Origin of the sequence: Ochrobactrum sp. C6C9 (assembly GCF_022627935.1) — a bacterium.
Lineage (GTDB): Bacteria > Pseudomonadota > Alphaproteobacteria > Rhizobiales > Rhizobiaceae > Brucella > Brucella teleogrylli.
The window spans coordinates 50,706-77,145 of the sequence record NZ_JABXGB010000025.1; the positions used below are offsets into that span (position 1 = coordinate 50,706).

Consider the following 26,440-nt stretch of genomic DNA (forward strand, 5'->3'; position numbering starts at 1 on the left):
GGCCTTACCTGTCGGCGGCCAGTTGGTCCCAAACCGGCGCCAGCGCCAGCCGGGATTCCCGATAGGCGAGATAAAGCTCTTCATAATGCCGTGCGCGAGAAGCGTCGGGTGCTTCCGGGGTTCCGAGCAGAGGCTCCACCCATTCGGCGATACAATCATCCATCGTCGCATAGGCCCCAATGGCGACAGCAGCCATCATTGCTGCACCGGCTGCGCCAGCTTCCTCGCGGGAGGAAACGCGAACCGGCGCATTGACGGAAGCGCTGAGTGTGCTGCGCAAAGCGCGTGATCGCGCGGCGCCGCCCGTGATGCGCAGTTCGGCTGGCATGTCGCCCATGGCGGCATAACAGTCGCGCGTTGCCATGCCCAGTCCTTCGACCACGGATCGCACCAGTTCGGGGAAACGATCACGGCTCGAAAGACCGATGAGGCTTGCGCGCGCGCTGGCATTGACGAAAGGTCCGCGTTCTCCTGCCTCTGAAATATACGGATGATAGAGGATTGCACCCGGGCGGCTTGCATTGAACCATACGTCGAGGCGCGGGATAAGGTCATTCAGCGAAACAGGCTTGTCCGGTGTGGACATGAGGTCGGCGGCCACCTGCAATATCCAGTCGATATTGATCGTCGCGCCCATATTGGTCTGAACTTGCGTCACAATGCCGGGAATTGGCAATGCGATAACATAGCCGGTGCCTTCCCGATTGAGGTGAATGTCTGCGACCCGCTTTGCGCGCATATGCACGCCTGTGGAGCCAATGGTGGAGCAGCCAGCATCAGAGGCTCCGCCACGAACGCCAGCACCGAGTGCAGTCATGGCCATGTCCACATAGCCGAGGCTGACGGGCGTTCCGGCCAGCAAGCCGGTTGCGGCTGCCGCCTCTGCACTCAACGGATGCATGGTCTGTGTGCCGTCGATGATTTCAGGCAGAAGCTTGCGGCGTTTTTGCAGGCCCAGTGCTTCAATGACGACATCGTCATATTGGCGGTTGCGAAAATTGCCGAAGGTGAAGCTTGCTTCCGATGGGTCGGTGGCCCGAATGCCGGTGAGGTTCAGATAGAGCCAGTCCTTGCAGTGAAGCGCGACCTCGGTCTGGTCGAGCAGTTCTGGCGCAACGCTATCCATATGCGCCATCTGCGAGCCTTGTTGGCATGTATTGAGCCCCGTGCCTGTCGCTTCGAAGCGCGCACGGTTCATGGGGCCAGCGGCAAGCCGCGTCACCGTTGTGGCGGCGCGCGCGTCGAGCCATATCCAGGCGTCAGTTACGGGCTGGTTGTTCTTGCCGACCAGCCAAGTGCCGTCGCCCTGGCCGGTGACGGCGATCGCCGCCGCGCGCTCGCGCAGGTTGGGAACTTTTTCTGCAAGGCCGAGCAGGGCGCTGGCGCAATCTTTCCAGGTTTGTGACAGGGACTGGGTCACTGCACCGTGATCGCCGGTATCGTATTTGTTGCGTACGGCGGCAGACTCGATCTGGTGTCCGTTGAAATCAAACGCGACTGCTTTGAGAACGGATGTGCCAGCATCGATCCCGATGATGAGATCACCTTTATGACGCATGGCCGCTACACGTATTTATCGACATCTGGATTCCTCCCGCGACTGAAATGCGTCGCCGCAACCCTGTTTTTAATGAAATCGGGCATTCGCGTTTAACTGAGATAACATAGCAGTTCGGCAATGTCTGTAAAATTTTTATGTATACGAATTATTTTTCACAAACTTGTTAGCCGAAGGGAAACCACTTCGAGAAGTGAGACGATTTTCGACCCTTTGGCAGCAGGAAAGCGTTCGCGTAGGATGAAATAATATATTGAAATATAATAGTATTTTGATGAATCGATCTGAGCGAAGCTTAAGCCTAGATCCGGACGTCAACAGCCGCGATGGCTTTTAAATATGTGGATTGAGACAGTCGTTTCTGGTGCCATAACGGGCGGATTTCTCGCCGAAACACGAACTTCCTCTGCCTGTTCCAAAACATCGGATTGACAGTTATCTATGTTTATAACATCATAATTGGAGTTAATAACACGTCGCTATCATAATGCATGGGGCGATGCCTGTTTCCAGTAGGCACGGAGGAGCGGAGCCCTGGGACCGCGTGGAGGATGTCATGATTTTGTCCGTTGTCCCGGTTGCCGCGCGAGTGGAGAATTTCGCTGGCCCGATCTGACCGCAGGGCTATTCGCAAACAGGTGAGTGTTCACGGCGGCCAGAACTGGCCGCGATCCGTTCCGACAATTCGGCAGGTTTGAATAATGAGTGCACAGACTAATCAAGTTTCGCGAGCTTCGCCCAAGCAAATCCGCGCCATTCTTTGGAGTGTGATTGCGGCTGTGGTCGTTATAGGCGCGATTGGCTTCGATACGAAGATCGTCAAGATCGGTTCTGATTCCGATGTGCGTCAGCAGGCATTTTCGCCTGAGGCTTATGGCGCTTCAGAGTTTCCGAAGGTGAAGTCGAGCATTATCGAACGTGCCGCCGATGCAGCCGAAGTTGGAACGGCGCTTGCAGCCGACAAGACTGCGGCAGGTAAAAAATATGGTGTTGGCAGCGTCAATCCAGTCATTCCTGTGAAGTTCACCGGCGTCGTTGAAGAGCGCAAATCGAACTATAATGTGATCAAGGTTGATGGCTTGCCAGAAGGTATGGCGATCCGGGTCCAGACCGGTCCCGCCGTCAATGGCACGGATTTGCGCGATGCGACCGGCACAATCGAATTTGGTCAGTTCAAGAACCAGATCGAGTTCCAGAATGCAGGTTCTGCGCTCAACAACGAAATGAAGAAGCAGGTTCTGCAAGGCGTGGATGCCGACAATCTCGTCGGCAAGACGGTTTCGGTGACCGGCGTGTTCAAGCTCGTCAATCCAAAGAACTGGCTCGTGACGCCGGTAGAGTTCGCAGTCAAATGAGCGCGGCACCAACAATCGAAAATCCCGGAATTGAAGGCAAGAACGGTGATGTCGTTCTGGCCGCGCAGAATGTCGCCAAATCCTATGGCCGCATTCACGCTCTCAAGGGTGTGAATTTCGAGATACGTCGCGGCCAGGTCACCACGCTTTTCGGCGAAAACGGCGCCGGCAAGTCGACTTTGATGAAGGTGCTGTCGGGAGTTATTCAGCCGACATCCGGCACGATTGTGCTGGACGGCGAACCGGTGACATTCAATTCGTCGACGGAAGCGCGTGACCGAGGCATCTCGATCATCCATCAGGAACTGAGCCTCGCACCCAACATGAATGTGCGTGACAATATCTTCATGGGGCGTGAAATCCGCACGCCCACCGGCGTAAATTTCGCCGAAGAAGAACGCCTCACGCGCGAACTCATGAAGGAACTGGAAGAAGATATCGACCCGCTGACACCGGTAGAAGAGTTGCGTCTCGGCCAGCAGCAGATTGTGGAAATCGCCCGGGCTCTTTCGGTCAATTCCCGCATTCTCATCATGGATGAACCGACCTCCGCATTGAGTGCATCTGAAGTCGAGGTGCTGTTCAAGGTCATCCGCGATCTGACATCGCGTGGCGTTGCGATTGTCTATATCTCGCACCATCTCGAAGAAGCGCTACAGATCACCAATCATGCCGTCGTGCTGCGCGATGGAACGATGACGGCCTATGCGCCGCGCAACGAAATCGATCTGGAATGGATCGTTCGTAACATGGTGGGTGAGAATTTCGATCTTGGGTCTCCTCCAACCGGATATGAATGGGGGGACGTTGCTCTTTCCGTAGAGAACCTGACGGTTCCAGATCCTGCTGGTGCGGATTTCGCGCTGGTCGATCGGCTGTCGCTCGATGTGCGGGCAGGCGAAATCGTTTGCATCTATGGGCTGATGGGTGCGGGCCGCACCGAGCTTCTGGAAACGGTTGCCGGTCGTTTGAAGGCCAGTGACGGTCGTGTGCTTCTCAAGGGCATCGACGTCTCGGGACTTTCCATCGCCCAACGCATCGAAAAGGGGCTGGTTCTGGTTCCGGAAGATCGCCAGCGTGATGGTCTGGTCCAGACGATGACTGTCGGAAAGAACCTGTCACTGGCCAGCATAGCCGAGATCACCAAAGGCCTCTTCACGTCCCGAAAGAGCGAGAAGAACATCATCGATCAGTCGATCAAGAATGTTCATATCAAGACCGATGGCGGTGATGCGGCGATTGGCTCGCTGTCCGGCGGCAATCAGCAGAAGGTCGTGATCGGCAAGATGCTGGCCACCGAGCCCGAAGTGATCCTGCTGGATGAACCGAGCCGGGGCATCGACATCGGCGCGAAGGCCGAGGTGTTCAAGTTGCTGGCCGAGAAAGCCAAGCAGGGGCTGGCGGTCATTTATACGACTTCCGAAGTTGGTGAATGCCTCAGCATTGCTCATCGCATCATCGTCATGCATCGCGGGCGCATCTCAGCCGAATTTGGTTCGGATGTCTCCAAGGAGAAGATCATGGCCGCCTCGGGCGAAGCCATGGTTGGTCATTGAGAAACTGCTGCATGTCTTCGGTTTTCGAGCGGGCATGCGCAAGTCGAAAAGTTCGAGCACCTGATCTGATGTTACCAGATCGCTGGAATGCTTTAGTTATGGAGCACTGATAGAATGTCAGTCACGAGCACAAAAGACAAAGCGGCAACCCCAGGCGGGGCAAAGCGGAAAACCAATATCGTGCATCTGCTGCTCGAAGGTCGTGCATTTTTTGCTTTGATCGCAATCATCGCTGCCTTTTCGTTCCTATCGCCCTATTATTTCACGGTCGACAATTTCCTCATCATGTCTTCGCATGTGGCCATTTTCGGGTTGCTGGCGATTGGCATGTTGCTGGTGATCCTGAATGGCGGCATCGATCTTTCCGTCGGTTCCACACTGGGGCTTGCAGGCGTCGTTGCGGGTTTCCTGATGCAGGGCGTGACGCTGCAGGAATTCGGCATCATTCTGTATTTCCCTGTCTGGGCCGTGGTCATCATCACCTGTGCATTGGGGGCGTTTGTCGGCGCTGTTAATGGCGTGCTGATTGCCTATCTGCGGGTTCCAGCCTTCGTGGCCACGCTTGGCGTGCTCTATTGTGCTCGCGGTGTCGCCTTGCTGATGACGAATGGTCTGACCTACAACAATCTTGGTGGCCGTCCGGAACTGGGGAATACCGGCTTTGATTGGCTCGGTTTCAACACGCTTTTCGGCGTTCCGATTGGCGTTCTGGTTCTGGCTGTGCTGGCGATCATCTGCGCGGTCGTTCTCAATCGCACTGCGTTCGGTCGCTGGCTCTATGCTTCGGGCGGAAACGAGCGGGCGGCAGAACTTTCAGGTGTTCCGGTCAAGCGGGTCAAGATTTCCGTTTATGTGATTTCGGGCATCTGCGCTGCCATTGCCGGTCTCGTCCTGTCGTCGCAGCTGACCTCTGCTGGTCCAACCGCCGGTACAACCTACGAATTGACGGCAATCGCGGCTGTCGTCATCGGCGGCGCGGCGCTGACAGGCGGACGCGGCACCATTCAGGGTACGCTGCTCGGCGCCTTCGTTATCGGCTTCCTCTCCGACGGTCTGGTGATCATCGGCGTATCCTCCTATTGGCAGACCGTCTTTACCGGCGCGGTGATCGTGCTCGCGGTTCTGCTCAACAGCATTCAATACTCCCGACGATAGGAATAGGGCCAGGTCCGATTTCGGATGGGCCGTATTCGAAGGGCGTATCGAAAGGTTCCAAGACGGCGATCAACCTCAAAAGCCTCGCCCAATGGAAATGATACCCGCCGGGCAACCGGCACAACACAAACAATAATGTTACGGGAGTGAGACATGTTTAAGAAGGGTATGCGCGTTCTGTTCGCTGCTGCAGCGGCACTGCCGCTTATCGCCAGCGCTGCCTGGGCTGAAGGTCTGATGACGATCATCGTCAACGACCCTTCGAACCCATACTGGTACACCGAAGGTGAAATCGCCAAGAAGACGGCTGAAGGCCTGGGCTATTCGGCTGTCGTTGGCGGTCACAAGGGCGACACCAACACCGAAAGCAACCTGATCGACACCGCGATAACCAACAAGTCGGTTGCGATCATTCTTGATCCGGCAAATGCTGACGGCTCGGTTGGGGCGGTCAAGCGCGCTGTCGCAGCAGGCATTCCGGTGTTCCTCGTCAACGCCGAAATCAATCAGGAAGGTCTTGCCAAGGCACAGCTCGTTTCCAACAACGCGCAGGGCGCTGCAATCGGCGCAACCCAGTGGGTTGAAAGCGTTGGCGACAAGGGCAAATATGTCGAATTGTTCGGTGCACCATCGGACAACAATGCGGCAACCCGCTCGAATGGTTACGAAACGGTCCTGTCGCAGTATCCGGATCTGGTGAAGGCCGGTAAAGATGTTGCCAACTGGAACCGCACCCAGGGCCACGACAAGATGCAGGCCCTGTTGCAGGCCAATCCCGACATTATCGGTGTCATCTCCGGTAACGACGAAATGGCTCTTGGCGCAATCGCTGCTCTGAAGAAGGCTGGCAAGCTGGAACAGGTCAAGGTCGGCGGTTTCGACGGTTCGCCGGATGCGGTCGCTGCGATCAAGGCCGGTGAGCTTCAGTACACCGTGCTGCAGCCGGTTGCCATTTTCTCGGAAGCTGCCGTCAAGCAGGCTGACAGCTTCATCAAGACCGGCAAGACCGGTGTTGATCAGGAAAAGCAGCTTTTCGATTGCTTCCTGATCACCAAGGATAATGTCGACAAATATACGGCTCCGTTCGTTCTCGAGCAGTAAGAGCATAGACCGGAGCGCCGGCTCTAACCGGCGCTCTGGATATCGTTCCCCTTTTTGTCTGGCGTAGTCCGCCAGAACCTGTCAGTGACAACGAAATAATGGCTGGGAACGGATGGCAGGCATGACGGTGAGCAACAAGGCAAGCATTGACAATCTGATGACAGATCAAGTGCCGAACGACAGTCGGCATGCGCGTCAGCTGGTGCGCCGCCAGCAGATCGCGGAGACTGTGATGGCCGAGGGGTCGATGCGGATCGAAGATTTGACGGAGCGTTTCGGCATCAGCCTGATGACGGCGCATCGTGATGTCGATGAACTTGTCAGCCGGGGACTTTTTCGCAAGACGCGTGGGGTCGTTTCCGCAGCGCCCACCAGCCTGATCGAAGCAAGCGATCTTTACCGGGTGTCGCGGCAGTCGGAAGAAAAGAAACTGATCGCCGAAGCCGCGATGCAATTTGTCGAGCCGGGGCAAGCCATCTTTCTGGATGACTCGACCACTGTTCTGCAAATGGTGCCGCATCTTCAGGCCAAGACGCCTTTGACCGTTATTACCAATTCGCTGATCCTGATGAACGAAGTTCGCGATATGCAGGACATCACGCTGATCGGTCTGGGTGGGCAGCTTTACAACTGGTGCAATGCCTTTGTCGGCGGCATGACGATCCATGAAATCCGTCGCCTGCGTGCCGATGTGGCGTTCATCTCGATCGCCGCAATCACCGACGATCTGTTGTTTCATCAATCGACCGAAATGGTTGAAACCAAAAGAGCGATGCGCGAATGCGCAGCAAAAAGTGTGCTTCTGGCGGACCACACAAAGTTTGAACGGCGCGCTTTGCATAATTTCGGCGCCCTGAGTGATTTCGATGTGGTTATCGTCGATGAAAACACGCCCGAGGCGCATATCGAACATATGCAGTCCCAGGAAATAAATGTCGTCATCGCCCGTTCGGGCGGTCAGAAAGAATAACAAAATCGCGGCGAACGCGTTTTGCCGAGCCTGCATTTACATACCAGGAATACGATCCATGCCCTGCCTGTTGGGAATCGATAGCGGACTGACCGTCACGAAAGCCGTATTGTTCGACATTGACGGCAGGACGCTGTCAGTCGCGCGCCGCCGTGTCGCCCAGTCGTTTCCGCATCCCCGTCACGTCGAGCGTGACATGGACGAATTCTGGAATGCCACCGCGGACGCGATTGCCGAAGCGATTGCCACGAGCGGCAGGCCTGCTTCCGATATTCTGGCCATCGCCACCACTGCTCATGGCGACGGTATTTATATGCTCGACAGTGAACACCGCCCGCTCGGCGCGGGCATTCTGTCGCTGGATAGCCGCGCTGTCGATATTGCGGAAAACTGGGTGAACGGTGCCGTCGCAGAACAGTCCATCGCCATTACCGGACAATTGCCGCATGCTTCCGCACCTTCGGCCATTCTCGCTTGGGTAAAAGAAAACGAGCCTGAGCGCTTCAGTCGTATCGCACATGTCATCGCCTGCAAGGACTGGCTCCGGTTCTGCCTGACCGGCGAGGTTGGAACGGATCGGACTGAAGCGTCCACCTCCTTCACGGATGTGCAGAGACAGGATTATTCACGCGACGCGCTTGCATTGTTCGGACTGGAAGCCCTTTGGAACGCGTTGCCACCCATGTCGCGTTCGGACGAGATCGTGGGTGGCGTTTCTGCGGCTTGCGCGGCGCGCACCGGTCTTGTTGCCGGTACGCCGGTTGTTGGTGGTCTGCATGATGTTACGGCATCGGCGCTTGGCGTCGGCGGGCTGAAGATGGGCACTGTGGCGGTGGTCGCGGGAACCTATTCGATCAACGAGACACTATCCTCCGAACCGCATGTGAATCCGAACTGGTTTTGCCGCAACGGTATCGCGCCGGGGGAATGGAACAACATGTCGATCTCGCCAGCGTCAACGGCGAATTACGACTGGTTTCTCGATAAGCTCTGCCCATCCGAGCGGCGTCTCTCGGAAGAGACAGGTCGCTCGATCCACGACATGTTGCGCCCGGAAATAGATGCTGCACTGGCAAAGCCCTCAACAGCATTGTTCCATCCTTATCTTTTTGGTTCGCCTTATGGCGCCATGGCAAGCGGCGCTTTTTTTGGTCTGCGCGGCTGGCAGGAACGCGGTGATATGCTGCGCGCCGTATGGGAAGGGATTGCCTTTAATCACCGCATCCATGTCGATCATCTCAAGGAAGGGTTCGCCATCTCCGCTGCGCGGTTGACGGGCGGCGTATCGCGCAGCCCGGCCTTTGCGCAAATGTTTGCCAATGTGCTTGGGATGCCGGTGACCGTCACTGAGACGGATGAGGCAGCAGCTTGGGGCGCAGCGCTTTGCGCGGGCAAAGGTGCGGGTGTTTTTGCTGACGTTTATAGCGATCCGCGCGATCTCGATGCCATCGGCTGCACTTATACTCCAGATGCGGAGCGCAGCGCGCAATATGAAAAACGCTTCGCGCTGTTCAAGGAAATTGCCTCGGCGCTTGGGCCATTATGGCCGAAAATTGAAGCTCTTTCGGATTGACGACAGAACGAACGCATGTTGCGCGATTGCGCAGACAACAGATGTAAAGACGGTGAAATGAACAGTTTCGTAGGCCCTGCCGAAATGAAGAACCGCATCGCCCAACTGGAAGCGGATGGCGTGGACGTCCTTATTCTTGGCGCGGGCATCAATGGTGCGGGGCTGTATCGGGATTTGTGCGAACAAGGTTTGAACTGCCTTATCGTAGACAAAGGCGATTTTGGATCGGGCACCAGCGCTGCGCCGTCGCGGCTGATCCATGGTGGTTTGAAATATCTGGAAACCGGGGAATTCGGTCTGGTTGCGCAATCTACCCTGGAACGAAACCTGCTTTTGAAAAACGCGCCGCATAATGTTGAGCCGCTGCCGACGTTTATTCCTGTGTTCTCGTGGACCAAAGGGATCACCGCGGCCTTGCGCACATTGTTCGGTTCCACAACTGCGCCGCGCAGTCGCGGCGCCGCACTGATCAAGATCGGCCTAGGCCTCTATGATTATTTCGGTGCGCGTGAGCGCGTTATGCCGCGCCACCGTTTTCTCCTGAAGAAGACCGCAACGCAGGAAATGCCGTACATAACGCCTGCGATTGTCGCAGGCGGTATCTATCATGACGCCAAGGTCAGCCGACCCGAGCGGCTGGTCTATGAACTGGTCAGTGACGGACTTCAGGCCAATTCAAGAAGCGCGGCTGCGAATTTCACAGCCTTGGTCAAAGCCGGTGATGGGGCAATCAGCTTTGAAGGTCCAGACGGCGCGGCGTTCTCAGTCAGGCCGAAGCTTGTTATCAACGCGGCTGGCCCGTGGATTGACCGGGTGAATTCTGCGCTTGGTAAACCCACCAAGATGATCGGCGGCACTAAGGGGTCGCATATTCTGATCGACCATCCCGAACTGGTGAAAAGCCTTGCTGGAAGGATGATTTATTTCGAGGCCGATGACGGTCGTATCTGCCTTGTTTACGACTATCATGGTCTTGCGCTGGTCGGTTCGACCGACATTCCTTCCGACGATCCGGACAATGTGCGCTGCGAGGACGATGAGACAGATTATTTCATTGAAAGCCTGCGTTCACTGCTGCCGAAATTGCAGTTCGACCGCAATCAGATTGTCTACACCTATAGCGGCATCCGCCCGCTGCCTGCGTCCAATGCCTCAGAACCGGGGTTGATCAGTCGCGATCACTCGACGCCGGTGATTGAGCCCGATCCGGCGCGTCCATTCGCAATCATCTCGCTGGTAGGGGGCAAATGGACGACGTTCCGGGGGTTTGCCGAAGAGGTTTCGGACACGGTCTTGCAGCGGTTGGAACGCACGCGCCTCCGCTCGACGCGCAATCTCGCAATCGGCGGCGGTAAGGATTACCCGCTGGATGACAATGCGCGCCGTGCGTGGGTCGCAAAACAGGCAAGTACAACGGGCCTTGAAGCTACGCGTGTCGAGCTATTGCTCAAGCGTTACGGTACGACAGCGGGCTCCATCATCCGGGATGAAGCCAAAGTCGGTGTCACCTATTTGCCCGAAACGGATACGGTGAGCCGCGCCGAGATTGCCTGGATCGCTCGCAACGAACTGGTGGTTCATTTGGCTGATGTCGTGCTGCGCCGAACGACGCTTGCCATTGATGGCGCGCTGACCGCCGATAATCTGGCTGCGATTGCGGATATTCTGGCGCTGGAACTGGGTTGGGACAAAGCCCGCAAGGCTGAGGAAATTGAAGCGGTGACCGCAGAACTCGCCAAGCGCCACAATGTCATTTTGGCGGAGAGGCCCGCAAAGCGGCGCTGAACCTTTCCAGAGATACGCGACCGGGAGGATGTCGCGTATCCGCTGCTTTCCGCGCTTTGGCTTAAAGCGGTATCGATAGAACTCTATAGGGTTCGAGCGAAAACGCCCTCTTACCTTCTATGCTGACACTCTGCTCTTCTGGCGTGACATTCACGAGCCAAAGTCCACTCTCCACTGCAAACGCTAGAACATGGCTCGGGCAAGTAGAACGATAGGCGCGCCATTCTTTTCCGGCCAGCGCGGACAAGGCTTTCACGCTGTTGAAAATCGGGCGTGTTTGTCTCGCAGGCGTTGGTTCGTTTTCGTGCGCAACCAGCCCGAAGGGACCGGTCAATGCTGATAGCGTCAGACAGTCGAGATTTGCATCTAGCACCCGCGCTGCATAGGCAAAGGCAAATGCTTCCGCGAATTTGCCATTGTGGCGCGGATCACGATTGGCCATGGCGATGCGTTTGCCATTGGGGTTGTCCATCGTCCGGCTCCCATAGGGATTCTGGCGCATGGGAATGGTCGATGGGCCGATGCGGTAGTGTTTGTCGCCATAAATGGCCCGTACCGAACGCGTAATGAAGGGTAGCGCCTCCAGTGTTTGCATGACGCTCAGGTCGTCGGCGGCATGCACGATTGGATTGGTGCAATGCGTCACAAAATCGATCAGGGCGCCCGGCACGCGCTTGCGGTTCAATTCCGTGAAATAGCTCAGCATACCGCCGCCGAGGCTAGCACCCGGAAAAGCGGTGCGCGCGGCGTTATAGACTTCTTCCAGTGGTGGGCAAGGCGGCCAAGCGCTGCCGGGCGGCGTGGACTGGCGATCTATTGACGGTGAGACAATGATCGCGTCGGGCGCAAAGCCCGCCGCTTTCATTTGCGCCGCAATCTGGGTGGTTTCGTCGAGGAGCGATTCTTCACAGGGAAGCGCGATCTCCAGCGATGTGCGCCCCTTATATCCAGCGGCAAGAGCAGCAAAGTCTGCAAATGCTGTTGCGTCATGTCCGGCATGTGGATCGTAATGGAACAGCAAATCCTGCGGAGAGATTTCGCTTAGCAGGCCGGACGAAGCAAGGCTCGCCTTGGCTTCTTCCGGCGTGATGATGATGCCGATACTTGGCATGATGCCGCGCGCGTCGTCAGGCGTAATGAACACTGGTTCGGTGTTTGAAGTGACGGCAGTGGATGCACTCGACCGCTTATCGTGGATGGTCAATACGACCCGCTGATGGATTGGTTCGTTGGCTTCAATCCGATAGGGCCAAGGCAGCGCGAGAGGGCGCACATAGGTTTTATAGGAGGCATCGGACCAGTTGCGCTGATCCTCCATCTCGAAGACATCGTCTTCCATACGGCATTCGGCCAACACACCCGGAAGGGCTTCATGGGTGATGGCGCGCATATCCTTGAACGGTTGCCACGGCTCGATGAGATCGGGCAGATGGGTCTGTACATGCGTTCCATTGACATGTTCCACCGTAACTGGTGAACCAGCAAGCCCGACAATCGGATGCAGAATACAAAAACCGCAGCGGTTGGTTTCGAAGCCGGATGTCGTTGTAGCCACAGCGTCGAATGTTAGTGTGCCACCAGTATCCGCCGATATGGTCACTGCAACCATTAGCTCGCTATCGTTGGGACCGCTGACATAGGCCTGATAGGCAACAGTAAAACCAGCTGCGTTTCTCTCTACGGTCAGGTCGCGGATAGAAGGGGCATATGTCCCCCAGTCGCGGTCGCGTACGAGATAAGACACCGCGCGCAGCACTTCGACACCATCATAGGTGATGCTGCGCAAATTCCCCTCGTTCAGATCGACTGCGAGACGTCCGGCTTGCAGGTGCAGTGGCCGGGCATCGGTTTCTTCTGTGCCATAAAGCAGAAACGGATTGACGCTGCTCATCCCAGCATAGCCTTCACATCGACGCGGTTGCCGCTGGCCGCACTGTCATAGGCTGCCTCCACCAGCGCGAAGGTTTTGAGATTATCGGCACCCGACGTTGATGTTTCCGCGCCGGCGGCAAGTTTGTCGATCCAGTGTTGCTGGATCGCGAAGACGCTCTCCTGAATATTGTGCCAGGGACGCGATGCCCAGGACAGCAGTCTGGGCGATACATCCGAGACAGTTGTGCCCGAGCTATTGATGACTTCCAGACGATAACCCTGATAAAGACGGATGGACCCTTCTGTGCCATCCAGTTCGATGAGGGTTTCAGGGAAGGGATCGACCTCAAGTCTGGTTGCATAGCTGACATCGACAACGGATGTGGCGCCATTTTCATGGTCGAGCAAAATGGTCGCGACGTCCTCGCCCTTAATCTTCGGGTTCACGCGTTTGGTCTGCGCGACGAGGCTTGCTACATCACCGAGAATAAAGCGTGCAATATCGAGCGTGTGGATGCCAAGGTCTTCGATGATGAAGCGCTCGCCTTCCGCAAGATAAGGCTGGCCCGAGAAGACATCGTAGCCCGACCGGAAGGAAAAACGCCCCCAGAAGGGATCGCCTATCGCACCGCTATCGAGTGCTTTCCCAACGGCCTGTATCGGTGTCTGCCAGCGGAAATTCTCGTGAACCATCAAAGGAATACCGGCATCTTGGCACGTTCTCACCATGGCCTTAGCGTCCTCAAGCTTCTTGGCAAAGGGCTTTTGGCAGATGGCGGGTACTTTATGTGCAGCGGCCATTTCAACCAGCATGCGATGGCTTCCAACTGTCGTGGCTATATCGACAAAATCGATATTTCCATCGGCAAACAGCTTCTCGGCATCGGTATAGCGACGTTCGATCCCGAACTGATCGCCAACGATCTTCAGTCGCTCGGGGTCGCGGTCGCAGATCGCCACGATTTTTGCGCCGGTAACATCGTTCCAGGCGTGCATTTGGTTGATTGCGAAGAAGCCGCAGCCGATGAGCGCGCCCTTGAATTCGGTCATTATCCTGCCTTTGCCATTTGCATGAGCGTGACGCGCTGCTGAAGGCGGCGCTGTGCCTGGTCTACAACCACGGCGATGATGATGACGAGCCCCTTGATGACCATCTGCCAGAAGGACGACACCCCCATCATGACCAGACCATCAGAAAGAATCCCGATCACGAAAGCGCCGATAATCGTTCCACCGATGGTACCGCGCCCGCCCGACATGGAGGTTCCACCCAGAACGGCCGCCGCGATGGCATTGAGTTCAAAAGAGTTTCCAGTTGCCGGGTGCGAAGCCATCAGTTCAGACGAAATGATAAGTCCGGCAATGCCGGCGCAAAAGCCCGAAAACATGTAGACGAACATTTTTACGCGGTCGACGCGGATACCGGACATGCGCGCTGCGCGTTCATTGCCACCCACCGCGAAAATCTGTCGTCCCAACGGCGTGTACCGGGCGACATAGGCTGCGCCCAATGCAACGACGATCAGAAGCCAGATGGAAACCGGCAAGCCGAGGATGCTGCCCGCGCCGAGAAAGCCGAAGCCGGTAGTGCCGAGATCTTCTCGCCCGACGAGGTTCGGGAAGGTCTGGCCGTCAGACGACAACAGAGCAAGGCCGCGCGCGACATATAGGGTTCCGAGCGTGGCGATGAATGGCGCCACGTTGAGCCTGGTAATCAGGAGCCCGTTGATGAAGCCGACCGCGACACCCACAGCCAGTGTGATGAGCGATATCTCGATCACATTGAAATAGATTGTATAGCCGATGCCCAGATCGATGCCGTAGATCAAAAGACCACCGGCGACCATGCCACACAGGCCGACAATCGAACCGACTGACAAGTCGATCCCGCCCGTGATGATGACGAAAGTCATGCCCATGGCGAGAAAGGCGTTCAGCGCCACGTGTTTCGACATCAAAATGAGATTGGCTGTCGAAAGGAAGTTCGGTGCGGCGAAGGAGAAAAAGATGAAAACTGCAAAAAGCGCAATGAATGTCCGCAGCTTCATCAGCGTCAGCAAGGCCGATCCGCTCGAAAAGGTTGGGTCAGTGGCTGCCGTGGCGGTTTTGGCTGTCATGACGCGAGTTCCTTGGTTTGCAGATCGTGGTTATGGCCGTGGCCCTTGGCCGAGGCCGCTATGATATCGGCTTCCGTCGCATGCTCGCGGTCAAAGATGGCAATCAGCTTGCCATTGCTGAGCACGGCGATGCGGTCGGATAAGGCCATGACTTCTTCCAGATCGGAGGTTGAAAACAGGATGGCCAAGCCGTCGCCAGCGAGGCGACGCATGGTGCGGAAAACATCCGCTTTTGCGCCAACGTCGATGCCGCGTGATGGCTCGTCCATCAAAAGCACTTTCGGATTGGTCATCAGCGCTTTGCCGATCACAACCTTCTGCTGGTTGCCACCCGACATCGAAGTCACTTCGAAATCCGGGTTCGGGGCTTTGATGGCGAGATCCTTGATGGCCTGCCTGACGGCTTCCTTCTCACGCTTCGGCGCAATGTGGAACAGTTTCGTAAGCCGATCGAGACTGGCCATTGTCAGGTTGCTGGCAATCGACAGAACCTGCACCAGACCCTCGCGCTGACGGTCTTCGGGAATAAGCGCAAGTCCACGCCTTATGCGGCGTGTCGTATCGCGCTCGGTCACTTCCTGCCCGTCTATGAAAATATGGCCGGTCGAATGGCGGTGCTGACCCATGACGCATTCAAAAAACTCGGAACGGCCCGCACCCATAAGGCCGTATATTCCCAGAACTTCACCGGCGTGGACCGACAAGGACACATTATCGACGGCAAGGCCGCCTGTGGCGCGGGGCAGGGTGATGTTTTCGGCGCGGAACCGCTCTTCGCCTATCGTGTGGTTCACCGATTTGGCAAAATCCTTGGCATCGGAGCCGATCATGGAACGCACGATCCATTGCGTATCGATGTTCCTGACTTCTTCCTGCCCGGTGATCTTGCCATCGCGCAGCACAGTGATGTAATCGCCAATGCGCATCAGTTCTTCCAGACGATGCGAAATGTAGACGATGGCGACGCCTTGGCTTTTGAGTTCGGCGATGACCTTGAAGAGAATATCGACCTCGGCGGCTGAGAGCGCAGATGTCGGTTCGTCCATGATGACGATGCGCGCATCAAGTGAAATGGCTTTGGCGATTTCCACCAATTGCTGCTGGCCGATGGGAAGATCGGAAACCAGCATATTGGCATCGATGCCAGCATCCAGACGCTTGAGATATTCGTTGGCCTTTTGGACCTGCGCCTTGTGATCGATGCCGCGTACTCCGCGCATGATCTCACGGGTGGCGAAAATATTCTCGGCCACGGACATATTGGCGAACAGATTGAGTTCCTGAAAGATCATCGCGATGCCGCACTTTTGCGCATCGGCAGGACTGTCGAAAACCACCGGTTCACCGTCGAGGATGATCTTGCCCATGGTCGGGCGCTCAACACCGGCGATGATCTTCATCAATGTGGATTTGCCAGCGCCGTTCTCGCCCACCAGCACATTGACCGATCCGCGTCGCAATTCGAGATTGGCGCGTTTGACGGCGACGATCCCCGAATAGACTTTCGATACGTCTTCAAGCTTGAGGACGATATCGTCTTTGGTTGGCTGTTCCGTTTCCATGGCTCACTTCTCCAGCGCAATGGATACGGGCGTGAAAAGCGGTAACTGGCCCTTAGATGGCATGGCGAAGGCGCCACTGGCCTTTACTTTCATGCCGACCAGATTTTCGCGTGGCAGCTTCGACAAAACTTCGTCGTTGACGCGGATATTGAACGATTTCCCGAACTGCGCCCATTCGATCTGGTTGCGGAATTCGTTGAAGTTTACAAAGCTCAAGCTGTCGCGAATGGCCGTTCCGCGAACGGTTGGCCCGATCTGAACACGCGCATCCGCCTTGCTATCGCCATTGCTGTCCACATCGACATAGGCAGCCCGCGATTTGGTCTCGGCGCCAACGACCGTACCTTCCAGCCTGGTTGCAAAGGTCCAAGGCGCGTTGCCCTGCTTTTCGCGGTGGCCGAATTTGTTTCCCGCCGCGTCAGCGTCGGTATTGGCTGCCGTCATGACTTCATCAAGCGTCACGGTCTTTTCCGCGAAGAACGGTTTGACCTTGGAATCCCAGATGTCGGCAACCGAGCGGTCCGGGTTGAAATTGTCACCGCGGGCAGCTGCGGCTTCCTCAGCTGTTGGCGTCTTGATGATCTTGCAGCCCGAAAGCGCAACACCACAGGCCAGCACAACAATGGACGCTGACTTCAGCACTGACATGAAGATATCCTCGGTATAGGGAATATGCCGGGAGCATCACGGCTCCCGGCTCTCAACTTTCCGGGGCTCAATCCTTCAAAGCGAAGGTTTCGAGCTTTTCCGCATTGTCGCCGTTGATCAGAACGCAATCCATCAGCTGCTTTTCTTCAGCAGGCTTTTTGCCCGACTTGATGAACTCGTCAGCCTGAATGACAGCGGTTTGCGCCTGCGCGTAAGCTGGCTGGAGGACGGTGGCCTTGATACCGCCAGCCTTGATGGAGTCGCGCACATCGTTGGAGCCGTCGAAGCCGACGACGATCACGTCCTTACGACCGGCAGCTTCGAGAGCCGCCCAAGCGCCCATCGCCATCGTATCGTTGCCTGAAATCACGCCCTTGATGTCTGGATTGGCCTGCAGAATGCTCTGCATCTTGGTGAAGGCTTCCGGCTGGCTCCAGTTGGCCGACTGCTGTGCGACCATCTTCATATCCGGATAGTCGTCGATAACGTCGTGATAGCCCTTCGAGCGTATGCCGGCATTGAGATCGGCTTCGCGGCCAAGCAATTCCACGTAATTGCCTTTTTCGCCCATCAGCTTGACGAATTCTTCCGCGCCGAGCTGGGCGCCCTGATAGTTGTTGGAAACAATCTGCGAGACGGCAATGCCGGTCGCATTGATTTCACGGTCGATCAGGAAGGATGGAATGCCTGCATCCTTCGCCTTCTGCACGGCAGCGATAGACGCTTCGGAACCGGCATTATCCAGAATAATCGCCTTGGCGCCACGACCGATTGCCGTATCGACGAGCTGAGACTGCTTGTTGGCGTCGTCGTCGTGAACGAGGATCAGCGTTTCATAGCCAAGTTCCTTGGCTTTTGCCTCTGCGCCCACGGCCTCAGCCTTGAAGAACGGATTGTCGTGCGATGGCGTGATGATCGCGATGAGGTCTGCCGCCCAGGCTGGCATGACCGTTCCTGCCGACAGCGCACCTGCGACGATGGCCAGCGCGATACCGCGCGTCAGTTTCCTGCGTGTGAATTCCATAATTTCCTCCCAGTGTGTTCAGTCCTGTTCCCAGCAGGGCAGTGAAGGAGGGCGCTTGACCCTCCCGTTGATTATCAGGTGATACGGCGAATGCTTTCGGCGATCTCCTGCGGTTCAAACACGTTTTTCCAGTCGTCGCGCATCAGCGCGGGGATGCCGAACTCGATTGCTTTGTTGCAGGCATCCGAGAATACGCCGTCGACTTCCTTGAAGATGACCGCGCCCAGAACATTCATATGGCCGAGCAGGAAATCGCGGGCCGCTTCTTCCGGTACGCCGCGCCGCACGCATTCGTCCATTGCCTGGCGCATGACGACGAGAAGCGAGGCGCAAACGGTTTCCGAAAGGCCCGGCTCCAGCATCGCCATCTGTTCGACCGTGACGCGATGCGAGCGCATGACAGGAGCCCAGATCACCTTTGCGATTTCTTCGCCCAGCGCGTAATCCGTTTCCGGCCCCTGCATGAGCGCCGAAACGATATGCTGCTTGGCGAAAAGACCACCGAAATGATCCTTCTTTGCCTGCATGTCCGTCTCGTCGTTGAAGATCGGCGGATGGCATGGGTGGGTGACGAAATAGGTCAGATCGGCGCGTTCGGGCAGATGACCTGCGAAGGGAGCTGCCGCGTCAAGCGCGATCACCATTGTACCCGGCTTCAGCTTGTCGATAATGCCTGCGGCCACTTTTCCGATGAGGGTGTCCGGCACGGCCAGAATGACAACCTCGGCGCCTGCAAGGCCCTGATCGGCATCGACTGTATCGATGCCCAGATCGTTCTTCAGACGCGCCTTGCCTGCATCGCTGACTTCAATATGGCGGACGTCGAAGCGCGAGCCCTTCAAGTTCTTGGCCAGACGGTAACCCATCTTGCCGCCTGCGCCGAACAAAGCGATTGCTGTCATGGTTGAATTTTCCTCCGGTATCTTTGGTAACTTAACTGGTATAACCAGTCAATGAGTATTCCAGATTTCAGTTGGGTAAACCGTCGCGTATTTGGCTGAAATAATTGTCAGCGCCGACCTGCCCGCCTTTCAGTGCGATTTGCAGGCCATTGGTCGCAGTATCGCCACCATGTGCAGTGCAAAGCGGCGAGCCGGGTGTTTGCGGAAGCGGCAGCAGCGTGGTCAGCGCATCGACATGCAGCTCGCGCAGGGCGTGACTGGACGTGTCGCCACCAGCTATTACGGCGCGCGGCAGTTTTTCGCGCTCAACCAGACTGCGCAGGATCGAGCCCAGAATGCGCGCCAGTCGATGGCGGCTCCCGGCGATACGGTCGATTTCGCGACCGCGATCAGCAGAGGGGCCGAGCGCCGTGTTGAGAATGACGCTTCTGCCAGCCTGCAAGGTTTTTTGCGCATGTGCGACGGCGGTTTCAGTCGCCCGCGCAGCATTTTCGCCAAGGAGTTCGAGCGGATCGAGATCGATGCCGACAAAACCGGCTGCGGTTGCGGTGCGGATCTGGCGTTCGGTCGTCGGCGAAACGCTGCCCGACACCACGGCGATACGATCCACTTTGCCCGGCAGCGGAAAGTCTTTCCGAGCGCCGATCAGGCCCGCCTCCCGCCATGCGGCAAGCAGCGCATATTCGATGCCCGAGGAACCGGCGACAAACCAGCCTTGGGGGGCACGTAAACGCCAGATTTGTTCACCTGCGCGCAACTGGCTTTCGGTGCTATCCACATCGAATAGCACCATGCCGGTCGCCTTTTGCGTGATCGCGTCGATACGCTTATCCGCTTCAGATGCGGCCAGCGCTGCACTATCAACCAATTCGGCTTTCAATGTCGTTTGTTGGGCCAGATGCAAACGCAGATCTGCTTCATGCATCGGCGTCACCGGATGACGGCTCATCACCGGATGGCGATCAATCCGGTAGGTCTCACCCTGATAGGCTGCAAAGAGATTGCCGAAGGATGTGTAGCGCTTGAGTTGCGGCGCACCGACGACCAGCGGAACATAAGCCTGCTGAAAGACCGATTTGCCGATCTCGATCGCCTTGCCGATATTGCCGACATGCGGCGCGGAATCGAAAGTGGAACAGACCTTGTAGTGGCAAATTGCGGCATTGAGGCTACGCAGCCAGGCGAAGGCGGGTGTCAGATGCGCATCCATCCAATCCGGGGTTTCGCTGCGGCTGGTGCCTGCAAGACCAATGGCCCGGCAATGTCCAAAGCGCGATAGAAGAGCGTCATCCGGCTTGTTCATGAACAAGACAGTTTCGATGCCATTCGAACTGAGCGCTTCCATCACATCCGTGGAACCGGTCAGATCATCTCCGTAATAGGAAAGCAGCGGAGCGAGGCTGGTCATCCTTCGCCTCCATTGCCGAATTTCGCCAGCGAGGCTGCAAGTTCGGGGTGGTCCTTTGCGTAAACCTCAAGCGGAATGTCGGCCACTGCGGCCTCCCACGCCTGCTGTACAGCGCGAACCCCTGCTGCAGGTCCGCCGGGATGGCTGACGATTCCACCGCCGCACAAATAGAGGAGGTCGGTGGTGCGGCCCGTGCGTGCATAGGTTTCGGGTGCCTGTCCGCCCCATTGACCGGAGCCTGCAACTGGCAGCGGGCAATCGGAGGGATCGAAGAGCGGTGTACTGATCGCCTTGAACGACGAGACGAAGCTTTCGTCCGGCTCCCAATATTTCACGCGAATGCCATTGATCTGAAACTGATCGACGCCGAGCAGGCGCCAGAACTGCTGATAGACGCGGAAATCCATACCGGCGCCCGGATTGCGGGTCAGAACGTCCCAGCCATTGCGATGCGCATGCAGAACAAGACCCGAGCGCTTGCGCAGAAAACTCATGCCGCCGAAGCCGATGGAGTTGATATTGACCACGGCGCAATTGCCGCCCGCTTCGAGTACCATGTCATGGTTGCGCATCATCTCGTCGGGGTCGGCATGCGAGATGCCGAAGGCATACATGACCTTCTTGCCGGTCTTCTGTTCGTGATCGAGAATACGCGGCATGATTGCCGCAACGCGTTCTTTCAGCGGGGAGTAAGCAGGACTCATCAGTTTTTCGTCGTCCTTGATGAAATCCACGCCGGACGTAATCAATTCGCCTACCAATTCCGCCGTTTCATGGGGACGCAGGCCAAGCGCGGGCTTGACGATGGTGCCAATGATCGGACGCTTTTCAACGCCGGTGAGCTTGCGGCTTCCCTCAATACCGAATTGCGGGCCGGAATGGGCGTCGCGGAATGCCTGCGGCAGCTTCATATCGACGACGCGAATGCCGGTCATGCCCTTGATCGAATAGACCCCGCCAACGGCGATGGTCATGAGCGCGGCGAGATCGGTGCCGACCGCATCAAGCGGAAAAGCAATATCAACATCGGCGCGCCTGATCGGGCCGTGATCGCGTTCCAGTTCTGGCCAGGCTGGAACCTGCGCGTCTTCCAGAGGGCGGATATCCAGCACCTTGGCGGCGACGCGGGCCTTCAATTCCTCCGTTTCACCGGGAACAGCAACAAAAGTGCCGGTGGATTGATCGCTGGCGATCTTGGCCGCCATCTTCTCAATGTTGCCGGTGCTTTCTATGCGATAGGTCAAGCGGATGTTCATCGGAATTGCCGTCACTCGCTGTTTTACTCGTGCCAGCGAAAAGCGCATGGCGTTTGAATGCAAACTGGTATAATGAGTATTCCAACATGTGCAAGAAGAAAAATTGTGAGCCCCTGCACTTGGGTGTGGGTAACGGCTTTCATCTGCGCCGTTGAAGATGCATAAGGGAACAAAGCTCATGACTAGTGAGATGCCATGACCCAGCCAATCGAACCTATCGTTCGCCGTAAATTGTCAGACGAAGTTTTTGACCGGCTTGAAACCATGATCACGTCGGGCGAATTGCTGCCGGGCGATGAAATGCCATCCGAACGGGTTTTGATGGAACGCTTCGGTGTGGGGCGTCCGGCGATCCGCGAGGCAATGCAGTCGCTAGCCAAAATGGGTCTGGTCAGCATTTCGCATGGAGAGCGCGCGAAGGTTCTCAAGCTCACCGCAAGGTCGATATTTCAACAAGTGGACCCAACCGCGAAGATCATGCTTGCGCAGTCGATGGAGACGCTCGAGCATCTGAAGAGCGCGCGTATATTTTTTGAACGCGGCGTTGCACGTGAGGCGGCGCAGAAGGTGACTGCGCGCGATATTTCGGAATTGCGGGATATCATTGAACGGCAACGGCAGTCATTGGGTGATGCCGATGCGTTCATCGCCGCGGATATGGAGTTTCATATTCGCATAGCAAAGATTCTGGATAATCCGATTTTTGTGGCGGTCAGCGAAGCCATGCTGGCGTGGCTGAAGGAATACCACACACACATGCTGATCTGGACCGGCAAGGAAAAATACACGCTTGCCGAGCACACCGAAATTCTAGACCGTTTGGCTGAAAATGACGCTGAAGGCGCCGAGGCGGCAATGCTGGCGCATCTGAAGCGTTCACGCGACTTATATGTGAAGTGATCGACCGTTTTGGGTGAATTCCGTCGTAAGTTTGCATTGAGTACGGATTTTTCTGCTGCGTCTGCCCCAGACGTACATATTCCGATATATTTGCTTTTCCGGAAATAGCAGCATGTATAATATTTATTTATTAATTATTATATTTTAAATATATTTTGGTGGAATCCATAAAATATATTTGAATTACTGCGCAATGAAGGCGGGAGCCTTCGTTGATTGTGTCAGTTTTGCAATTAATTAATGTCACTCTTGCCAATTTCAATTTATGTGGTGTAGCTTAAATAAGGGAATGCTGCATCTATCCGCTCTATATCAAAGGTATATACCTGACCGGAGGACCAAAGCATGAAAGCTCAAACTGAGCTTGCGTCACAGATAATTGGTTCAAATCGGCTTGAGAGTTTCGCTGACGGTCCGCCGTCGGGCGGGTAGCGTACGCACTACCAACTGGCACCAACACAATCATTGAGCTCCATTCATCCGCGACTTGTTCTTGGTGGATGACGTTTGAATTGCGGTGCAGTGCATAAAACTGAATAGCATGCGTCTTTATCATCCCCGACAACAAAGGAGAATTGCCGTGACTTTTGTTAAAGCCAAGGATGGAACAGAGATTTTTTACAAGGATTGGGGCCCGAAGGATGCGCAGCCGATTCATTTCCACCATGGTTGGCCATTAAGCGCCGACGATTGGGATAATCAGATGCTATTCTTCCTGAAGGAAGGCTTCCGCGTTGTTGCTCACGATCGTCGCGGCCATGGCCGGTCGAGCCAGGTCAGTGAAGGACACGATATGGATCACTACGCCGCCGATGCTTCGGCCGTCGCGGAACATCTCGATCTTCGCAATGCCATTCATATAGGCCACTCAACCGGCGGCGGCGAGGTTGCTCGTTATGTCGCGCAACATGGCCAGCCACAAGGTCGTGTCGCCAAAGCCGTGCTGGTCAGCTCTGTTCCACCACTGATGGTGAAGACAGAGAACAATCCTGAGGGTACTCCGATCGAGGTGTTCGATGGCTTTCGCGCCGCTCTCGCCGCCAATCGCGCTCAGTTTTTCATCGATGTGCCGGCCGGCCCTTTCTATGGCTTCAACCGCACGGGAGCGGAGCCTTCACAAGGCGTGATAGATAATTGGTGGCGGCAGGGCATGATGGGCAGCGCCAAGGCGCATTATGAAGGCATAAAAGCCTTCTCGGAAACTGACCAGACTGCGGACTTGAAAGCGATTACAGTCCCGACCCTAGTGCTTCAGGGCGATGATGACCAAGTCGTTCCCTATAAAACTGCCGCGCTTATGCAAGACAAGCTGCTGCAAAACAGCAAGTTGATCATCTATCCGGGTTTCTCGCACGGAATGCTAACGGTCAATGCAGATGTGATTAACGCCGATTTGCTCGCCTTTATTCGCAGCTAAGAGACAGATGCGCCGGTATTTTCCGGCGCATTTCACTTTGATTCATTGCGCTTGGCTTTTTGCCAGATGTTGAAAGTTGAACTATTGGAGCGGCGGTTCAAAAAACCAATTGCTCAATTTCCTTTTAATGTGGCCCAGAACATAGGCTGCATGATGAAATTCGGAACGGGAAGTACGTTACGGTAAAGTCGCCTCCGCAGATCGGCGGGCAGGAAAGCCGAGAATAACCTCTATACGGGATAGTTTTTGGGTAAACGCAGCCTGTTTCCAGCACTGTGTTCACCCTCGTTATATTTAAACAGGCTCAACGATATCAAAGGGACTGGCACAAGCGGGTTTTAGCTACACGACTTCAATTCGCCCCTTCATATTGGGATCAAACCGGCAATAGTAATCAATGTTGGCTTTGTCCGTGATGACCCTACTCGCCCGTTTCCCGGGTGGTATCATGATTTCCCATCCACCTTGAACTGCAGCGGTAGGAGCCATCGGGTCCTTATTTGTCCACTCAACGGTCCAGCCTGCCTTTACTTTGACAATGCTCGGTTCCCCACTTCCGTTATGATATACCTTTGTAGGTCCGCGCGTCAGCGATATTGGAAAAGTTCACCATCAGGAACCGGCTTGCCGGTTATCGCAGCTGTGATGTTTTGCGATGCGATCATGGCAAAGGTAATTCCGTTGCCACCGAAACCCATGGCTGCGAATATGCGTTCATATCCCGGTACACGGTCGATGATCGGCAAGCCATCTTTCGTAATTCCGAATGGCGAGGACCAGATATAATCTGGCTTATCGATCGCAATTCCGGTGAGGTCTTTCAGCTTTTTCGCGATGATGGCCGCTTTATATGCCAGCTTCTTTGGATCGTGGCTGCTTTCTTGCGCCTGCTCGTCTTCACCCCCGGCGATGATGCGCCCAAATGCATCAGTTCTCAAATAAAGATAGGGATCAGCAGCTTCCCAGACGAGCAAGTTGCGCATCCAACGGGGCACACCAGACATAGGCTTAGAAGCGATTGCCCAGGTCGATATGATGCTGTGCCATTTGGTTTCCATCTGGGGGAGATATTCATAACCGGTGCAAAACACGGCATGTTCCGCAACCAGAACTTCGCCCTTTCGGGTCGCCAGAGCTACGCCGGAGGGCATCTCAGCCATATCGGTGATCTCGACAGGAGAAACAATATGGGCATTGCGCGTCAGCGCCTTGTGCAGAAGCCCGGCGGTCAGCTGTGCTGGATTGGCAGATGCGGAAACATCCGACAAAATCGCGGCGGGACGATCCAGTCCGAAGCGCGCAATCAGAGCTGCGCGGTTGAGATAGTCGGCTTTGATGCCGATCTCGTTGCGCGCGACCACCTCTTTGGCCAATGATTGTGCGCCCATTTCGTTGCCTGCGAGATAGAGCGCTGACTTGCGATGCATCTGACAATTGATCTCAAGCCGGGCGGACAAATCGATCAAGTCCTGAACAGCCTGCGCTGACCGGAGCCAGGCCACCTTGGCTGGTTCGTCGCCGATTTTCCTGCGCAGTTGCGTGAGAGGTATGTCGATTTCATGCTGGATCATTGATGTGGACGCCGAAGTTGATCCGCGTACAGGTGACCTGCGGTCAACGATCAACACGCTTTTTCCACTGCGGGTCAGTGCTTCCGCCATCAAAGCCCCGGAGATGCCTGCGCCGATGACGATAACGTCAAAAGACTGATCGGTAAGATGCCGGTCCGCTCGCACCGTGGAATTCGGAGTTTTTATCCAGAAGGGAATTCCGGTTCGCAACTTGTCTTTGCGGGTTGCAGCATCATGATCTGCCATGAACAATCTCCTCCAAAGATACGTGAAAACGGGATTTATGAGCGTTTGTGGCAGCCATTGATCTGATCGCGGACTAAAAAAGCTGGAACATCTGCCATGGTAATAGGTTTTGAGGGCAAACAGTTCCCTTAAAATCATCGAGGTACAGGCATGACCAAGTCCAAAAAGTGGTCGGCAGAAGTGACCGAGCATAGCGATGCGCTGACACTGGAACCGCATATTTTCGAAGATAATGATCCGAAGAAGATCGCGCTTTCCCTGAAACGTTCGGCCGATCACAGTCGAAAGCGCAAAACCACTCCATTCCAATCGGCGATGTCGATGCTGACGTTTTATATCAATCGTGCTGGCACAAAGCTGCCGAAAGAGCGCAAACGAATATTGGAGCTGGCGAAAACTAAATTGCGCAGTGCTTACGGAAAGCCGGAGAAACGTTAAACAGCCGACGGAACAATCGCCTCTGC

The 26,440-nt window shown here is 55.8% G+C and carries 21 protein-coding genes; 10 read left to right on the forward strand and 11 right to left on the reverse strand.

Going from position 1 to position 26,440, the window contains the following annotated elements; genetic code table 11:
- Positions 1 to 4: 4 nt before the first annotated feature.
- Positions 5 to 1,558, reverse strand: coding sequence for an FGGY-family carbohydrate kinase (locus tag HWD97_RS18565; RefSeq protein ID WP_371835421.1), 1,554 nt, complete (start codon positions 1,556 to 1,558; stop codon positions 5 to 7).
- 701 nt (positions 1,559 to 2,259) lie between these two features.
- On the opposite strand from HWD97_RS18565, the gene HWD97_RS18570 reads away from it, so the two are divergent.
- The 7 genes from HWD97_RS18570 to HWD97_RS18600 all read left to right on the forward strand — a co-directional run bounded on the left by HWD97_RS18570 (position 2,260) and on the right by HWD97_RS18600 (position 11,053).
- Positions 2,260 to 2,913 carry a DUF2291 family protein gene (locus HWD97_RS18570; protein WP_371835422.1) on the forward strand — a complete coding sequence of 218 codons (654 nt, stop codon included), beginning with the start codon at positions 2,260 to 2,262 and terminating at the stop codon, positions 2,911 to 2,913.
- Complete coding sequence (locus HWD97_RS18575) at positions 2,910 to 4,469, forward strand: sugar ABC transporter ATP-binding protein (protein WP_371835423.1); 1,560 nt, start codon at positions 2,910 to 2,912, stop codon at positions 4,467 to 4,469. The genes HWD97_RS18570 and HWD97_RS18575 overlap by 4 nt, the downstream gene beginning before the upstream one ends.
- A 114-nt stretch (positions 4,470 to 4,583) precedes the next feature.
- On the forward strand, positions 4,584 to 5,624 hold the full coding sequence (locus HWD97_RS18580) for an ABC transporter permease (protein ID WP_109365871.1): 1,041 nt from the start codon (positions 4,584 to 4,586) through the stop codon (positions 5,622 to 5,624).
- A gap of 153 nt (positions 5,625 to 5,777) precedes the next feature.
- A complete protein-coding gene (locus tag HWD97_RS18585; protein ID WP_109365872.1) occupies positions 5,778 to 6,725 on the forward strand; it encodes a D-ribose ABC transporter substrate-binding protein in 948 nt (315 codons plus the stop codon).
- 121 nt (positions 6,726 to 6,846) lie between these two features.
- The gene (locus HWD97_RS18590) at positions 6,847 to 7,695 is read left to right on the forward strand and encodes a DeoR/GlpR family DNA-binding transcription regulator (protein WP_121538992.1); all 849 of its coding nucleotides are present in this window, start codon (positions 6,847 to 6,849) and stop codon (positions 7,693 to 7,695) included.
- 58 nt (positions 7,696 to 7,753) lie between these two features.
- On the forward strand, positions 7,754 to 9,268 hold the full coding sequence (locus HWD97_RS18595) for an FGGY-family carbohydrate kinase (protein ID WP_371835424.1): 1,515 nt from the start codon (positions 7,754 to 7,756) through the stop codon (positions 9,266 to 9,268).
- 57 nt (positions 9,269 to 9,325) lie between these two features.
- Positions 9,326 to 11,053: a glycerol-3-phosphate dehydrogenase/oxidase gene (locus tag HWD97_RS18600; RefSeq protein WP_371835425.1), complete on the forward strand. Its 1,728-nt coding sequence runs from the start codon at positions 9,326 to 9,328 to the stop codon at positions 11,051 to 11,053.
- A gap of 61 nt (positions 11,054 to 11,114) precedes the next feature.
- On the opposite strand, the gene HWD97_RS18605 is transcribed toward HWD97_RS18600, so the two are convergent.
- The 9 genes from HWD97_RS18605 to oiaX form a co-directional block, all read right to left on the reverse strand.
- The gene (locus tag HWD97_RS18605; protein WP_371835426.1) at positions 11,115 to 12,944 is read right to left on the reverse strand and encodes a hypothetical protein; all 1,830 of its coding nucleotides are present in this window, start codon (positions 12,942 to 12,944) and stop codon (positions 11,115 to 11,117) included.
- Positions 12,941 to 13,975: a Gfo/Idh/MocA family protein gene (locus tag HWD97_RS18610; RefSeq protein ID WP_371835427.1), complete on the reverse strand. Its 1,035-nt coding sequence runs from the start codon at positions 13,973 to 13,975 to the stop codon at positions 12,941 to 12,943. The genes HWD97_RS18605 and HWD97_RS18610 overlap by 4 nt, the downstream gene beginning before the upstream one ends.
- Positions 13,975 to 15,042, reverse strand: a complete 1,068-nt coding sequence (locus tag HWD97_RS18615) for an ABC transporter permease (RefSeq protein ID WP_371835428.1) — start codon at positions 15,040 to 15,042, stop codon at positions 13,975 to 13,977. The genes HWD97_RS18610 and HWD97_RS18615 overlap by 1 nt, the downstream gene beginning before the upstream one ends.
- Positions 15,039 to 16,604 carry a sugar ABC transporter ATP-binding protein gene (locus tag HWD97_RS18620; RefSeq protein WP_140025720.1) on the reverse strand — a complete coding sequence of 522 codons (1,566 nt, stop codon included), beginning with the start codon at positions 16,602 to 16,604 and terminating at the stop codon, positions 15,039 to 15,041. The genes HWD97_RS18615 and HWD97_RS18620 overlap by 4 nt, the downstream gene beginning before the upstream one ends.
- A 3-nt stretch (positions 16,605 to 16,607) precedes the next feature.
- Positions 16,608 to 17,252 carry a DUF2291 family protein gene (locus HWD97_RS18625; RefSeq protein WP_371835429.1) on the reverse strand — a complete coding sequence of 215 codons (645 nt, stop codon included), beginning with the start codon at positions 17,250 to 17,252 and terminating at the stop codon, positions 16,608 to 16,610.
- A 67-nt stretch (positions 17,253 to 17,319) separates the two neighbouring features.
- Entirely contained in the window at positions 17,320 to 18,276 is a 957-nt protein-coding gene (locus HWD97_RS18630; protein ID WP_371835430.1) for a D-ribose ABC transporter substrate-binding protein, read from the reverse strand.
- A gap of 74 nt (positions 18,277 to 18,350) precedes the next feature.
- On the reverse strand, positions 18,351 to 19,178 hold the full coding sequence (locus HWD97_RS18635) for a phosphogluconate dehydrogenase C-terminal domain-containing protein (RefSeq protein ID WP_109365881.1): 828 nt from the start codon (positions 19,176 to 19,178) through the stop codon (positions 18,351 to 18,353).
- Between the two features lie 67 nt (positions 19,179 to 19,245).
- Positions 19,246 to 20,586 carry a four-carbon acid sugar kinase family protein gene (locus HWD97_RS18640; RefSeq protein WP_371835431.1) on the reverse strand — a complete coding sequence of 447 codons (1,341 nt, stop codon included), beginning with the start codon at positions 20,584 to 20,586 and terminating at the stop codon, positions 19,246 to 19,248.
- Positions 20,583 to 21,842: a 3-oxo-isoapionate-4-phosphate decarboxylase OiaX gene (gene oiaX, locus HWD97_RS18645; RefSeq protein WP_371835432.1), complete on the reverse strand. Its 1,260-nt coding sequence runs from the start codon at positions 21,840 to 21,842 to the stop codon at positions 20,583 to 20,585. Before oiaX ends, HWD97_RS18640 begins: the two co-directional genes overlap by 4 nt.
- Positions 21,843 to 22,037: 195 nt before the next feature.
- Here oiaX and HWD97_RS18650 point away from each other — a divergent pair, with 195 nt between their 5' ends.
- Positions 22,038 to 22,742 carry a transcriptional regulator NanR gene (locus HWD97_RS18650; RefSeq protein ID WP_121538946.1) on the forward strand — a complete coding sequence of 235 codons (705 nt, stop codon included), beginning with the start codon at positions 22,038 to 22,040 and terminating at the stop codon, positions 22,740 to 22,742.
- Positions 22,743 to 23,283: 541 nt separating this feature from the next.
- Entirely contained in the window at positions 23,284 to 24,159 is an 876-nt protein-coding gene (locus HWD97_RS18655) for an alpha/beta fold hydrolase (RefSeq protein ID WP_210237305.1), read from the forward strand.
- A gap of 587 nt (positions 24,160 to 24,746) precedes the next feature.
- Here the strand turns inward: HWD97_RS18655 and HWD97_RS18660 are convergent.
- Positions 24,747 to 26,195, reverse strand: a complete 1,449-nt coding sequence (locus tag HWD97_RS18660; protein WP_371835433.1) for an NAD(P)/FAD-dependent oxidoreductase — start codon at positions 26,193 to 26,195, stop codon at positions 24,747 to 24,749.
- Here HWD97_RS18660 and HWD97_RS18665 point away from each other — a divergent pair.
- Positions 26,127 to 26,414, forward strand: a complete 288-nt coding sequence (locus HWD97_RS18665) for a DUF3175 domain-containing protein (protein WP_371835434.1) — start codon at positions 26,127 to 26,129, stop codon at positions 26,412 to 26,414. The two genes, HWD97_RS18660 and HWD97_RS18665, sit on opposite strands and share 69 nt — an antisense overlap.
- Positions 26,415 to 26,440 lie beyond the last annotated feature (26 nt).